General features: G+C 51.4%; 11 protein-coding genes and 1 tRNA gene. 6 read left to right on the plus strand and 6 right to left on the minus strand.

Going from position 1 to position 14,529, the window contains the following annotated elements:
* Nucleotides 1-2: 2 nt before the first annotated feature.
* Nucleotides 3-75, minus strand: a tRNA-Gly gene (locus B036_RS0124605).
* Between the two features lie 178 nt (nucleotides 76-253).
* On the opposite strand from B036_RS0124605, the gene B036_RS0124610 reads away from it, so the two are divergent.
* On the plus strand, nucleotides 254-1,678 hold the full coding sequence (locus tag B036_RS0124610) for a hypothetical protein (RefSeq protein ID WP_020571407.1): 1,425 nt from the start codon (nucleotides 254-256) through the stop codon (nucleotides 1,676-1,678).
* Nucleotides 1,679-1,682: 4 nt separating this feature from the next.
* Here the strand turns inward: B036_RS0124610 and B036_RS0124615 are convergent, their stop codons facing one another.
* Nucleotides 1,683-2,594 (minus strand): carbohydrate kinase family protein, encoded by a 912-nt coding sequence (locus B036_RS0124615; RefSeq protein WP_020571408.1) that lies wholly within the window; start codon nucleotides 2,592-2,594, stop codon nucleotides 1,683-1,685.
* Between the two features lie 260 nt (nucleotides 2,595-2,854).
* On the opposite strand from B036_RS0124615, the gene B036_RS0124620 reads away from it, so the two are divergent.
* Complete coding sequence (locus B036_RS0124620; RefSeq protein ID WP_020571409.1) at nucleotides 2,855-4,495, plus strand: glycerol-3-phosphate dehydrogenase/oxidase; 1,641 nt, start codon at nucleotides 2,855-2,857, stop codon at nucleotides 4,493-4,495.
* Nucleotides 4,496-4,583: 88 nt separating this feature from the next.
* On the opposite strand, the gene B036_RS0124625 is transcribed toward B036_RS0124620, so the two are convergent.
* The 4 genes from B036_RS0124625 to B036_RS0124640 form a co-directional block, all read right to left on the minus strand.
* A complete protein-coding gene (locus B036_RS0124625; protein WP_020571410.1) occupies nucleotides 4,584-5,102 on the minus strand; it encodes a GDYXXLXY domain-containing protein in 519 nt (172 codons plus the stop codon).
* Nucleotides 5,099-6,166 carry a DUF4401 domain-containing protein gene (locus tag B036_RS0124630; RefSeq protein WP_020571411.1) on the minus strand — a complete coding sequence of 356 codons (1,068 nt, stop codon included), beginning with the start codon at nucleotides 6,164-6,166 and terminating at the stop codon, nucleotides 5,099-5,101. Before B036_RS0124630 ends, B036_RS0124625 begins: the two co-directional genes overlap by 4 nt.
* A complete protein-coding gene (locus B036_RS0124635) occupies nucleotides 6,159-7,112 on the minus strand; it encodes a DUF2157 domain-containing protein (RefSeq protein WP_020571412.1) in 954 nt (317 codons plus the stop codon). The genes B036_RS0124630 and B036_RS0124635 overlap by 8 nt, the downstream gene beginning before the upstream one ends.
* Before the next feature lie 135 nt (nucleotides 7,113-7,247).
* Nucleotides 7,248-7,613 (minus strand): VOC family protein, encoded by a 366-nt coding sequence (locus tag B036_RS0124640; RefSeq protein WP_020571413.1) that lies wholly within the window; start codon nucleotides 7,611-7,613, stop codon nucleotides 7,248-7,250.
* 375 nt (nucleotides 7,614-7,988) lie between these two features.
* Here B036_RS0124640 and B036_RS0124645 point away from each other — a divergent pair, with 375 nt between their 5' ends.
* From B036_RS0124645 to B036_RS0124660, 4 genes are all read left to right on the plus strand, one after another.
* Nucleotides 7,989-10,094: a YCF48-related protein gene (locus B036_RS0124645; protein ID WP_020571414.1), complete on the plus strand. Its 2,106-nt coding sequence runs from the start codon at nucleotides 7,989-7,991 to the stop codon at nucleotides 10,092-10,094.
* A 262-nt stretch (nucleotides 10,095-10,356) separates the two neighbouring features.
* Nucleotides 10,357-11,025 carry a hypothetical protein gene (locus tag B036_RS0124650; RefSeq protein WP_020571415.1) on the plus strand — a complete coding sequence of 223 codons (669 nt, stop codon included), beginning with the start codon at nucleotides 10,357-10,359 and terminating at the stop codon, nucleotides 11,023-11,025.
* Nucleotides 11,026-11,230: 205 nt separating this feature from the next.
* Entirely contained in the window at nucleotides 11,231-13,759 is a 2,529-nt protein-coding gene (locus B036_RS0124655) for a glycoside hydrolase family 31 protein (RefSeq protein WP_020571416.1), read from the plus strand.
* Nucleotides 13,760-13,866: 107 nt separating this feature from the next.
* Nucleotides 13,867-14,457, plus strand: coding sequence for a riboflavin synthase (locus tag B036_RS0124660; protein WP_020571417.1), 591 nt, complete (start codon nucleotides 13,867-13,869; stop codon nucleotides 14,455-14,457).
* The last annotated feature ends 72 nt before the right edge of the window (nucleotides 14,458-14,529 follow it).

The following is a 14,529-nucleotide window of genomic DNA, read 5'->3' on the forward strand; positions in this document are numbered from 1 at the left end:
AGAGCGGATTACAAGATTCGAACCTGCGACCTCAACCTTGGCAAGGTTGCGCTCTACCAACTGAGCTAAATCCGCGTCTGCTGGCTGCTCAGCCATGTGCCTTATTACTAAAGCGATGCAAATATAGCATCGTTGACAAGGACTGTGCAAGTAAAATGTCTACAAGGCTGGAAAAAGTTGCAGATGTGCCCGGCAAGGGACTGATTCTCAATCCGCTGGAGGGCAGGTTTTTTTTAAGCTATTTTTGGCCCCGATGGCGAACTCGTTAAAATGGTCCTGTCTGGTATTGATCGTTCTGGGAGCAATCCTGTGGCTGATCAATTGGTGGGCAGGACGGCCACTCTTTCTGGATGAAGCCAACGTAGCAAGGAACTTGTTTGACCGATCCTTCTCCGGTTTGTTTTCTCCACTTGATCACCGGCAGTACGCTCCCCCACTCTACCTGGTGGCCGCCAAACTGTGCGGCGAATTGTTTGGTTATGGGGAGCGGGCCCTACGCCTGCCCGCCCTGGCCGGGGGGACATTAGCGATTATTGGACTATTTCTAACTGGCAAAAGTCTAAAGTTAGGCTGGTGGCTTTTGCTTCCGTTAGCACTTGCCTTCCTCAATCCGGATGTACTTCGATACGTCAGTGAGGTAAAGCCTTACAGTATTGACCTCGGGGTCGCAGCACTAATTACAGGAATGGCGTGCACAAAACATCGTTTCAGTTGGGTAATCTGGGGTATAGCTGGCGTATTGATGATTTGGCTCTCCCTGCCAGCAGTCTTTGTACTGGCGGCGGCAGGGGCAGCCCAATTTATGTTTCCGGAGGCTAATGAAAGCAAACAGCAACAAAGTGAACGGTTGATCTGGTTGGGTATCGGAACCTGTTGGCTCCTGTCATTTGCCCTACTCTACTTAACGGTGCTGCGCCCAGCCATCGGCAGTTCCTATCTCAACACCTATCACGAAACCTACTTTTTCCCCTTACCCCAGCAAAACTACCCATGGGAGCAACTTGGCAACTTGCTCTTCTCTATACCAAAATTAGCCTTCGGTTTTACGGCAATTGCCATCGTCTTTGGGACTGCGGCCTTGGTTGCCGGCTGGCTGCGCAGCAGCTGGTTTCACCGAACGCTCTTAGTGGGTCCGCTCTTGCTGGTGCTTGTCGTGTCAGGTTTCGGTTACTATAGCCTGATTCCCAGACTCCTGCTTTTCGTACTGCCCGGGCTTTGGGTGCTGGCGACCATGGGCAGTAAATATGTTTTCGAAACAACGAACCTCCCGGGTTTATGGAAATATAGTTTTATCGTGATTTGGGTATTGGTACTGGGAGGCACCAATGTCGTTCGTCATTTCTGGCAACCGCTGAGTTTCAGTGATGCCCGCCGATTAGCTACTTCAATGGAAGAAGGATACACGCCAGTTCTGCATCATGGTGCAGTACCGGGCTTTGATTATTACCAGCGCATTCATCCGGAAACAAGAAAGGGAACACTTCTGGAGGTACAGGAAGGTGATATTCGTACACAGGAATTCCCCGGTAAATATGTATTGCTTTATGATGTGCTCACCCAGGGAAATATCCGGCAAAGCGTGCAAAGTGACAGTACCTGGGCGACGGCGCGCGGGTGCAAGGTGAAGTCAGAAGCAATGTTTCGGGCTAAGGCCGTTTACGTTGATTGTGGTGAGTAAACTACTAACCAAGCAGCTCCTCCAGCGAGACTTTATGGGTCAGCGGGCCAACGGTGCCTAGTTTGAGCTCTGCCATACCGCGCCCGGCGCGGGCGCAAGCTTCCCAGTCATGGCCGCCCAGGTGGGCCGCCAGAAAGCCAGACCAAAAGGCATCACCTGCACCAGTAGTATCCTTGACCTCCACCTTCCGAGCGGGCAGGTAAAACGCGCCATTCTGGTGCATTACGTAGCAACCTTCTTCGCCCAGGGTCAGGCAAACGAGGTGAGCACCCAGGTCCATGATCCGTTGTGCCGCTGCATGGTTATCAGTTACGGCACCACCAAACAGGCGTTCAAAATCAACTTCACTTACTTTGATCAACCCGCCAGCGGCGGCGATTTTGGTCAGGGTGTCCAGCCCGGCTTCCCGATCGGATGCCCAAATTTTGTCGGCGTAGTTAAAATCGACGCTTAAACGTACGCCCGCCTCACTAGCTTTTTCCATACCGTTCAGAATAGCACTCCGGGCGGGCTCTTTGCTAAGTGCAAAGGCGGTAGTGTGAAAAATGCGGACGCCCGAAGGGATGTCCAATTGCGCCGCAGTGATGAATCGATCCGCCAGCCGATAGGGTTCGAAGTCGCTGACGGCACGGCTTTTAGTTACCAGAATCAGGGTCGTTGGTTCAGCTACCCGGTTTACTCTGGTAGTGTCCACTCCTGCCTCCTTTACGGCCTCGATTAATAGACCTCCGGCGTCGTCATGCCCGACGGTAGCCACCAGGCCAACATTTCTGCCGAGGCGGGCCAGGTTCATCGCCAGGTTGGCGGGGCTGCCGCCGGGCAGCCGTTGGTAAGTATCGGCCGAGCGAAAGTCATCCGTGTATTCGGTACTGATCAGATCAATGAGTAGTTCGCCTGCGGCGATGATTTCTGGCATAAGGCAGTTACTTTTCGGTGTGCAAAGTAAGGTTTAACGAGGGACATTACCGACCTCCCCTGCCCTGCTCCTAAAGCCTTCCGCTGCACCTGCGGCCGCGCCCTGCCTGGAAGAAAGCTAAAACCAAAGGGATTTCAGCACAGAAATCGCTGCTCTAAGGCTAAAAGAAAAACAATGCAGCAGCGTATGCCAGAACAAATACCAGCCCCTCGTACTTTACAGGCTGTTAAACGCAACAACAATAAAGAAAAGTAGTCAATATGAAACCCACCCGTCATCGCCAGGAAAAGATCGAACAGTTACGGACGCAGGAATTTGACCTGATTGTCATCGGCGGAGGAATTACCGGTGCTGGCGTGGCCCTCGACGCAGCAAGCCGTGGCCTTAAAGTGGTGGTCATCGAGCGAAATGATTTTGCCTCGGGCACCAGTTCCAAATCCACCAAGCTGATTCACGGAGGACTACGGTACCTCAAAAATCTGGAAATTGGCCTGGTAAGAGAAGTTGGGCAGGAACGCGCCGTGGTGCACGAAATCGCCCCCCACCTTGTTCGGCCCGAAAAGATGCTGCTTCCTCTGGTCGAAGGTGGATCATTGGGGAGATTATCTACCAGCATGGCACTTTGGGTCTATGACTTCCTCGCTGATGTGGAGGGGGACGACAAGCGGATAATGCTGACCAAAGAGGAAACCATCGAGCATGAGCCACTCGTCCGAAAGGACATCCTTAAAGGAGGTGGCTTCTACGCAGAATACCGTACAGATGATGCCCGCCTAACCATTGAAAACATCAAAACGGCCGAACGTCACGGTGCCACGGCGCTCAACTATGTGGAGGCCAAAGACTTTGTCTATGACGAAGACCAGCAAATTACAGCCGTCGTTTGCAACGACCGCTTTAGTGGCAAGTCCATTACCGTAAGGACCAAGCACGTCATCAGTTCCACCGGCCCCTGGGTGGATGAGCTGCGGACAGTGGACAAAAGCATGACCGAACGGCACGTCTTTCTTTCTAAAGGCGTTCATATTGTCGTAGCCCGTGAGCGCTTACCGCTGCAACATGCCGTTTACTTCGACGTCGAGGATGGTCGGATGCTATTCGCTATTCCCCGCCTGCGTTGCACCTATATCGGCACCACCGACACGCCGTACAAAGGGGACCCGAACGCCATCCCGACCAATAAAGAGGACGTAGAATACCTATTAAAAGGTACCAACGCCATCTTCCCTACGGTCAACCTCACGATAGACGATGTGGAGTCCAGCTGGGCGGGCGTTCGCCCGCTGATCTTTGAGGAAGGCAAATCTGCCGGAGAGATGTCCCGTAAGGATGAAATCTTTGAATCCGCCTCTGGCCTCCTGTCCATTGCCGGAGGTAAACTGACCGGTTACCGCAAAATGGCGGAGCGCGTAGTCGACCGGCTGGGCGACCAAATGAAAGATGACGGAGGCAACCTGAAAAAAACCAATACTAAAAACATTGACCTGACCGGAGGCCCTTTCCCGGACTTCGCTTCCGTGCTGGCCTACGAAAAAGAAATAGCCAAACAACTGGAAGATGCCAGCTTAGCCCCCGACCGCGCGGCCTACCTGGTCAGTAACTATGGCAAGCAGACGCCGGTCATCATAGCAGCGGCCCTGAAGCGCGGCGAAGGAACCGACGTAGCTCGTCTGGCATGTGCCGAAGCTGCCTGGTGCATCGAAAACGAACTCGCCCTCTACCCCATCGACTGGGTGGAACGCCGCAGTGGCCGGCTGTACTTCGACATGCCGAGCATTGAACCGGTGCTGGAAGAAGTACTGGCTGTCTTTGCGGAGGCTTATCAGTATTCTGAGGCGGACCTGGAAGGAGAACGGCAGAAGATTGCGGAGGCTATTGCCTGGGTTTCTACATTTGAGTGAAGAGAGAGTAAGTGAAGGAGGGAATAATTGAAGGAGAGAATAGCTGCCGCGGGGAAGTGCTCGCTGCGCTCATTCAAGCAGCCTATTATTAATTCTCTCCTTCTGTAATTCTCTCATTCTCCCCTCCCAGGAGCTTGCGATCCTCATCGTAAAGCCCAATCAATAAACTGTTTCCGGCATTATCAATTTTGATGCCACCGTACTTCGCGGCCTCGTAGATCGAAGCCGTTCCTTCTTCAAAAAAGTAGGACTCTGCCCCAATGTTGATTTGCCAATCCGGCTTGGTGTAATTCACGAGAAATTCTCCGGGGTTCAGCGGAGTGGTTGATACTTGAACCCGTTCTTTTTGTGCAACGCCCTGAGCATCTTTTGTTACCACGAAATAACCCTTTTTAGGAAGACTATCCTGGTTAAAACCGCGGCTGACGGCATAATCGAGTACCATAAAGTCTCCCTGAATCAGGGATCGAGGATCCACGGGGGCCAGCTCGAAAAGGAGGAGCGCTCCGTCGGAGAGAATGGTTTCCTTATTCTGCACGTAGTATGTTGTGTAAACCAAAAGGATGATCAGATTAACCATCACCAGTACGCGGGTCAGTGGTTTCATTGTGGGCTGATTTTTTGGTGCAAGACGCGGTAGGCGGCCAGAAACAAGAGGCCGGACACCGATAAAATAATGGCCTTGGTGAATAAGGTCAGGTTAAGGTCGTAGTAATACCGGCTGACGAAATAGACCAGCGCAATTACGGCGATGGCTGCTCCGGTGCGGTAACCGGAACGCCAGCTCAGGAGCAGGATCAATAATGCGGCGCAGATCGCAGGTGCAAACACCGTAGGTAGAAGCAAGGTGAGTGTGCCGGTCAGGTACGCTACTCTGGTAGCTGACTCTTTAACAAATTTTCGTAATAGCTGCCAGGTGACAAGGCCCGTTAAAGGAATCAAGATCACAGAAACATACCAATTGGGCGCACGCTCCATCCCCATCCACCAGTTAAAGTCGCTGAGGTAGTAAGTGCCCATTATTAGTGCAAAGATGAGTCCGGTTCGAATGCCGTCATACCTCCGGCTAACCAGGGCGGAGACTTTGAGTAACGTTCCTTCAAACAGAAACCAAACGGTGAGTAACAGTGCGGTAATGCCTACGTAGAAGTGAACAGCAGGCGATTCCCAACCATCAGCAGCCAAAAACAGTAAGGAGCCGGCGGTGGTAACGGTAGCCAAAAAAGTGACTATCCTGTTTTCATGCAGCACCAGAATTGTGCCTGCGATGAAGGCACCAGCTAAGGCTACACCTCGTTCGGAGTTTATGGGATCCACCAAGCCAATCAATAATAGCATATAGCCACAAGTAGCAAATGAAACACTGAAGGCATCGGCCATCAACCCTGCGTATTTCGGCCGGCTCAATACGTAGCTGGCCCCGATCAGTATTAGGCCGGTCATGGTTAAGCCTACGGCAGAATCATAGACGTCGGCCACAAAAATAAAGCCAAGAAAGAAGGCCGTTGCCAGTAAAGCTCCCAGAATGGAAAGGATTTTCATCCCCAGAGAGCCTTCGTGTTCCTGATCATGCTGAAACTCATCAAGGAGTGCTACTTCATCGATCTGAAGTGGTCGGTTGGTGCCGGATTTCAATAATGCCAGTTCGTCGTTTAATTGTTGTTCACTCATGGCTCCATATTTTACGATAGCGGTTGAGGTAAAAGATGCTGCCGATGGTGGTGCCGACGACCCAAAGCGTGGCTAGAAAAAAGCCACCGCTATTATCATCTATTTGTACAATTATTGCGGTACCGATCACGATCAGGCTGAAGGTCATTGCGACCAGATAGAACAGCTCTTGTTGCTTTATGGCATACCATCTGGTAAGTCCGTACACTATGGCAACGAGTAGCGTATACAATCCAGCAAGTCCACCTCCCTCATCCATGATGGCACTAAAGCAGGCAACCGTGGCGCAGCCGATTGCGGCCAGTGCAAAAACTTTAGCGAGCCAACTGGGATAGGGTTTTCGGAAACTTAGCCTAGGTACCAAATGGACAAGCACGACAGCTAAGCTATTAAGCGCGAAGAGCAACATGTAAGTGAAGGAAAAATCCCAGCCACTGGCAATTTGCTCGGCGTAGAGCGAAACCGTGATATTCAGCAACCCGACAAATAGCAACCACAGTGGGGCAAAGTCGACAACTATCGCCCAAATGATGATGAACAGTGCCCATGCGAAGAACAGGTCGTAGGCATTGGCGCCAGTCTGATAGATCTGTCCGAGGACCCCAAAAAGCGGACCCACCAGAAAAGCTCCGGTGGTCAAAAAGCTCTTGCGCAGCAGGTCGGACAAATTGGGCAAGAGCGAAAGTAGAACGGGGGCGCTCACGCCCAGGGCGGCGATTACAATTTTGCCCAGTTTGGGGATCTCTGACCAATTGTAGGCAAAGAAGAAGAGGATGCCACTAGCCAGAAAGCCGAAGCCCAGGGCCAGGAACAACATCCTCAGCAGCCAGTGCCAATCCGTGGCAGAAGCGTGAACCCGTTGCTGCAGGGCACTTTCTATCTCCTCCGGTTGCCAATCACTATGACGGGCCAGAAGCTGGAGGATACGCCGGTTCGTTTTATTCATGGGTGGGGTGGATTAGGGACTTCAAAATTGACGTTTGCCCAAGGAGATGCCCTACAAGCGAAAAGTAAGGTCACGAAATTGCTGGTAAATACCTCTCCTGCTTTCCGTTATCGACGAATCGGGACGAGATTTCGATCAATCTGCCTTGAATACTGGGTTATAAATCAGTCCGATGGGGTTTCCCCAAGGGTCAAGGACGCTAGCGACGATCAGTGGGCCACCGACGTTCATGGGTTCTTCATGGGCGGTACCACCAATTGCCAGCAACCCGTCAAATGCGGCTTGAACGTCTTCCCCGACACCCCAGTAGGAAACAACGTTCGTTGATTTGATCAGTGGTCCTCCTTCTTCAGGTTGTAAACCCAATTCGTACCCACCAATATTGAACCCCACGTAAAAGGGTTCATCGAAATATGGCGCTTTACCGAAGGCCTTCGTGTACCACGCTTTCGCAGCAGTGAGGTCCGGGACTTGGTAGATGGTGGTTCTTAAGCCTTGCATAGGAGGATTTTAGTAAAAATACGGAGCATTGGTATAAGTGTTCCCGACGAATGTCCGTGCTGTTGGACGAGCTCTTAAAGCTAGCAGGTAAGAGACAGGTTTGCTTCCACATCCATTCCCCTGCACCTGCGGCCCCGCCCTTGGGAGTATTCAATATGTAGTGATCAGTCTTCAGCAAGGCCCCTGAAAGCTAAACACTAAATTCTGAGACCTGAACTGATTCCTGATTACTGCCCCCTCCCCTCCTCCATGAATTCCAGTAGTTTTTCCAAATCTCCGTTTCCCTAGAGGCCAGCCGTATACCTATAACTGAACTTTGTAGCAGTTATTCAACCCACCAGTTCTTAAGAACTTGTTAGAAAATACGCTCCAGAAATGAAACACGCTTCCTTCTACCTATCCCTGCTGTTTTTATTTGTTTCTCTCAGCTTGTCCGCTCAAACGGAGAACGTTGTCTATCCTCGCGACTGGGACACCAAATTCCAGGACGTCTACGTTGACGCATCAGGCCAAGGCTACGCCGTTGGCACCTGCGGCGTGGTAACACGGACAACCGACGCCGGAATGAATTGGACACTAGTTGACATTGCCGACAGCAGCCTGGATTACTATTCCGTTACCTGCCTTGGGGATGACTGCGACAATGCGGTCATTGCCGGAGACGGCATCATCCTCACCCGTAGCGGTGGCTCCTTCTCCATGTCCGTTAGCGAAGATTATCAGGAAATCCGTCAACTACACGCCCTGGACAACAACGTAATAATTGGCGACAGGAATGGCGCGGACTACTTGCGCAGCACCGATAACGGCAACACATGGACGGTTATTGACGGGCTAACCGCAAACTTCCAGGGCACCTTCATGTCCTTTTATAATAGCACCTCGGGCTATGTGTTCGACAGCGACAAAATCCTCCATAAAACAACTGATAGTGGTGCTACCTGGACGCCGGTTTCCACCGCCGTGGAAGGCAATCCCATTGCAGTACACTGGCGTGATGCCAATAAAGGTTGGCGGCAAGATAGTGGCCAGGACATCTTCCGAACTACCGACGGAGGACTTACCTGGACCAACCTGGCCCCGCCGGAAAAGCCCCGAAGAATGTTATGGATGGAGTCTTTCTCCGACACCCACCTGGTCTGTGCCGGTCTTGTAGACGAGTACTGGGTAAGTATGGACGGAGGTAGCAACTGGACGCGCGGCTTTTTTCCTAGTCAGTCCGGAACCCGTCCTGGCTTCTACAACTACCACCGCCGGGGTGATGAGTTTTTCGTGCCGAGCGATGCCGGAGAAATCTTCTACTCTGCAACAAACTTTGAGAACTGGGAAGGGCAAATTCCTTCGAATCGGGTAAGCCTGACGGAGATTGCCTTTATTAACGACAATGTTGGTATCGTAGCAGGTACCGGCAGTGCTCTGCTAAAAACTACTGATGGTGGAGACAGCTGGACGCCCTTAGTCAGCGGCAATACCAACCCTAATGCCCCGGTAACGTTCGTCGATATGCGGAGCGAGCAGGAGCACGTCCTTTATTACGGTAATTCCTACCCACGCATCACCAAGAACGGTGGTTCGAGCTACGACTGGTATTTCCAGGAGGAGAGCGGCCTTGGCCAGGGAGATGCTAATGCTTTCCATACTTTCAGCAATGGTAACCTATTCGTGATGGGCTTTGAACTCGCCGGTATCTCTACTGATGACGGCGCGACTTTCACCGTGATCGACCACAACTTCGACCGCAGGATTAACCGCGTTTTCTTCCCCACTGATGACATCGGCTATGCCGTAGGGGATAAAGTCCTCGGCAAAACCACTGACGGAGGACTTACCTGGACTGAGTTGACCAGCCCGAATGATAATTACCGCTGGGAAGGAGTTCACTTTTACACCGCTCAACGTGGCATCATCAGCACGGCCAACAGAAATGCGTTCATGACCACCGACGGGGGTGCCTCCTGGGTCGTCCTTTCCGAAAATGCCGCAGGCTACGGGTACAAAGTTGATGAAGCGACCGGTGCAACTTACAGCGCAAGCTTTGCGAGCGGCAACAATGCGCTGCTAAGTCGAAGCTTAGACGAAGGAGTAACCTGGGAGGCCGTAGCCAGGTCCTGTGGTGCAGGCCGTGGCGTCGGTCTTACGCCAAGCGGAAAGTTTGTTTACCTCACAGGTGATGGTGGCCACATCGAGCGCCATCTTACCTCCAATCTGGTCAGCACACGCCGACCACAGGTAGTAATTGCTAACCTGGCCGCCTTCCCAAATCCGACCTCCGGCGAATTAAATATCGATCTGCCACTCACGAACCAGCCAACTACGCTGGAAGTCTTTTCTTCCGACGGACGTCGAGTACAAACTGAAGTAGTTCCAGCCGGTACGGAGCGATTCCGCTTTGTACTTCAAAATCAAAAAACGGGTCTTTACTTACTGAGCTGGCTCAGCAACAGCGGTGTCCGTCATACTGGCCGGGTGATGGTTCGGTAATAATGGATGCGTAGACATTTCCTTGGTTGCAAAGGAACCTGCACTTCAACTCCACCTACAAGGCTTGTCAATACAAGTAAAGAATAGAATTTCCTGGAGTTATGAAAGTTGTTCTTCCTGAGAAACATTAGAACAACACAGTATTGAATTAGGGGCACTGGCAATTGCTGGTGCCCCTAACCTTTCGTATCCGATCTTTTTTCTTCCAAAGGAACCAACGCCGCCGCGGGGGAACACCGTCTAACAGACAAACCACCGTGCCATGACCTACCTGAACCGATACCTTCTCATCCTTTTTACCCTACTCACTGTTTTCACCGCTTGTGAAAAAGGAAACATTTCAGCACCTCAGGACCCAGATCCTGTACTCAACCCAGAACGCATCAATTTCCAGGAACCGGTAGTCGGTCAATTCAATACCTTCGAGGTCTTCTCTTACGAATGCGGGCAGGCCAGCACAAATGAAGTCTGGGAACTGGATTTGACGATTACCGCCAGCGACGAAAACGCGATTGAGTTCACGGAAAGCTATGAGAATGGCGAAGATTTCGTGTTTGAAGCCCAAAGGAAAGGTGACTTCCTCATCATCAATGCGGAAGACCGTCAGCGCACGCGACTGTTTTTCTTTTATGGCTCAGACACCCTCCGATTGCAGGCAGCGCCGGTTGCGGAGTTGAGCTACAGCGATTGTGTCTTCTACGAAAACGGAGAGAAATTTACCGGAGATTTTGTGGCAAGTATGCCCACCTTTACCATTGAGGGCCGGTCCTTTTTGAACCAGAAGGTAGTTAGCTGTGTCCCCGTCGTTCTTGACCTTGATGGCTATCTGTTTTATGACCAGCACGGGTTAACGGCATCTATCACTACTTCAACTTCCGGCTTTGGCGGCGAAGAGACAACCTTTACGAATGTGTTTTTACTGAAGGAATAAGGGGAAGGAGTAACCACTAAGGCACGAAGGCATTAAGAAGTTACACTAAGCGAGGTGCGTGGGTCAGGAACCATTATGGACATTTAGGCATTAAGGCAGGTACTCATTTACCCGAAAGAAGCAGCGGCTGGAGACATGCTGACTAAGTCAACAATACCAGTCCCAACCCGTAACTTTTCCTACCTTGCGCCGAGAATACCCCCTTATGGCCAAAATGAAAAAAAGAGTTCGGGATGCCTTTGCTCCCGACGCCCACCTGACCGCCGAAAAGGACGCTACAGGAACCGATCGTTTTGAAGATGTTTATTACGAACATGAGATTGGAAAAGTAACAAGCGTCGTGGCGACTACCCCGCATTCTTATGCGATTAAAAGCGCTGGAAAAGCTGAATTACAACTCCAGATTTGGAATGATCGCACGGTTCGTTTTCGTTACAGTGTTGGGGCTCCAGGCCGTGATTTCAGTTATGCCATAGCTGATGAGGCGCGGCCGCAGGATGCAAAAACGGGGATCAGGGAGCAAAAAACAGCCTTTATCCTGACCACTGCGGTCTTAACGATAAGCATTGGCAAATCTAATGGTAAGATCAAGGTAGTCGATAAAAAAACCGGACAAATACTGCATGAATACGCAGCAAGTTTCTACGGCCGTACGACCCTTAACCGCGGACTGGAGCAGGTTCGGATTCAACTAAAAACGGACCCCAAAGAAGCCATTTACGGCCTTGGCGATAAAGCCTGGGATACCAACCTGCAGGGAGCGAAGTTCTCCAACTGGAATTCTGACTCTTTCGCCTTCGGCAAAGGCCACGAAGCACTTTACCGCAGTATTCCGTTCTATTACGGTCTACGGAAGGGTGCAGCCTATGGCCTATTCCTGGACAACACCTACCAGAGTCATTTCGACTTCAACACCAAGAAAAATGGCGTTGCTACCATATGGGCAGAAGGCGGTGAGTTTGATTACTACTTCATTTATGGTCCGCAGCTCGATGACGTTGCGGCTCAATATCACCAACTGACCGGCCTGCCAGAACTCCCACCACTTTGGGCGATGGGCTTCCACCAATGCCGTTGGAGTTACTACCCGGAAAGCCGCGTGCGAGAACTCGCCAAATCCTTCCGTACCAAAAAAATTCCCTGCGATGCGATTTACCTCGACATCGATTATATGGATGGCTACCGCTGTTTCACCTGGAACAAAGACCACTTCCCCGATCCGAAGAAAATGATCGGTGACCTCAAAGAAGACGGTTTTCATACGGTAGTCATGATCGATCCGGGCATTAGGGTGGATGAGGAATACGACGTGTATGCCTCCGGTACTGAAGAGGACGTTTTCTGTCGCCGTTCCTCCGGAGAGGTGATGCAAGGTCCCGTCTGGCCGCAGGAATGTGTATGGCCAGACTTTACCGATCCTTACGTTCGCGATTGGTGGGGACCGTTATACCGCGAGCTTTATGTCGACCAGGGAGTTAGTGGGTTCTGGAATGACATGAACGAACCGGCCATGTTCAAGATCAACAGCCTAACCTTCCCGCACGATGTCATGCACGACTACGACGGAGAACCGACGAACCATAAGAAAGCTCATAACATTTACGGCATGCAAATGACCCGGGCCAGCTATGACGGCCTGAAGGCATTGCAGCCAGCCAAGCGGCCCTTCCTCCTTGGACGGGCAAGCTTCAGTGGCGGGCAGCGCTACGCTGCCCTTTGGACGGGAGACAACGTCGCCAGCTGGGAACACCTTCAGATCGCCAACCGGCAGTGCCTCCGGATGGCCATCAGTGGTTATAGTCTGGTGGGTACTGACATCGGAGGATTCGTCGACAACCCGACGCCAGAAATGATGACCCGCTGGCTGCAACTTGCCGTTTTCCACCCGGTTATGCGCACCCATAGTATGGGCAATAATGCTGACGGTGCCGCAGAAGCGGAAGCAGATGCCGTAAAAAAGGCAGAAGAAGAAAACAGACAAGACCAGGAGCCATGGGTTCATGGTAAGGAGGCCACAAAGCATAATCGCCGGGCCATCCAAATGAGGTACCAGCTCCTACCCTACCTCTACAGTAGTTTCCAAAAGCACCTGAAAACAGGAGTTCCTGTACTACGGAACCTGTTCTTTTACGACCAGACGGACGTAAACTGCCTGAAGTACGGCGACCAATTTCTATACGGAGAAGACCTGATGGTTTGTCCCGTTCTCAAAAAAGGGATTAAGACCATGCAGGTCTACCTGCCAAAAGGTACCTGGTACAATTTCTGGACGGGAGAATCACATTGGGGCAAACAAATTCTCAAGGCTAAAATTAAGGCGGATCGCATCCCGATCTTTGTCCGTGCCGGTGCCACCCTCCCTACGGTAGGAATCGTTCAGAATACGGCAGAAATGCAAAAATTGCGCCATATAGAACTCAGCGTCTTCTCGGCAGAAAGCGGAGAAAGTACTTTTTATTGGGACGCTGGTGAAGGCTACGGTCACCAAGCCGGTCAGTACACGGAAAGAACCTATGCGGTCAGTACTTCGGGTAAAAAAGTCCGCCTGAGGCAGACCATCAAGGGGGATTACAACGCTAATTTTCAGGATGCCCAGATCCGCTTCGTCGGTCTTTCACAACCGCCTACTAAATTTACGGTAGACGGTAAGAAAATGACCACCGGTATTTTCTATGCTAAACGGGCGGTAGTCATTACCGTTCCTTTCAACTTCGAAGAAGTGGTGATCGGTTGATTCACCATTATTGGTGGGTAATTATTGATTTACACTTTATCAAATCTAAAACGATTGCTGAGTGGTTATGAACAAGAATTTATAATTACCAATCAATACCCCTTTACATGTTTACCGGAATAATAGAAGCTGCAGGCACCATTACCAACCTTAAACACGAAGGAGACAACGTCCACTTTACGGTTCAATCGACCATCAGTAACGAGCTTAAGATTGATCAAAGCCTGGCCCACGACGGCGTCTGCCTCACGGTAGTAGCCCTGACGGAAGACACCCACACCGTCACCGCCATCCGGGAAACGATGGACCGAACCCGCCTCGGAGAGTGGAAAATCGGCGATCGGGTCAACCTCGAACGGGCAATGCAGGCCGGTGCCCGCCTGGACGGGCATATTGTACAGGGCCACGTTGACACCGTCGGTGAATGCCTTAATGTTGAGGAAGCTGGCGGAAGTTGGTATTTTACTTTTCGCTATAAGCTTAGCCCGGAAACCCTCTTGGTAGACAAAGGAAGTGTCTGCATCAACGGTGTCTCCCTCACAGTAGTGGAACCGGTTGATGATACTTTTAAAGTAGCCATCATTCCCTACACCTACGAGTTCACTAATTTCAATACTTTGGAGCCCGGAAAGAAGGTCAACCTGGAATTTGACATAATCGGGAAATACATCGCCCGACAGATGGCAGCTTATCGGTGAAGGTTTCGCTGCGCTCACGTTGCAGGTTCGCTGCGCGCTCACGTTGCAGGTTCGCTGCGCTCACACGTTGCA

Origin of the sequence: Neolewinella persica DSM 23188 (genome assembly GCF_000373105.1) — a bacterium.
Taxonomy (GTDB): Bacteria; Bacteroidota; Bacteroidia; order Chitinophagales; family Saprospiraceae; genus Neolewinella; species Neolewinella persica.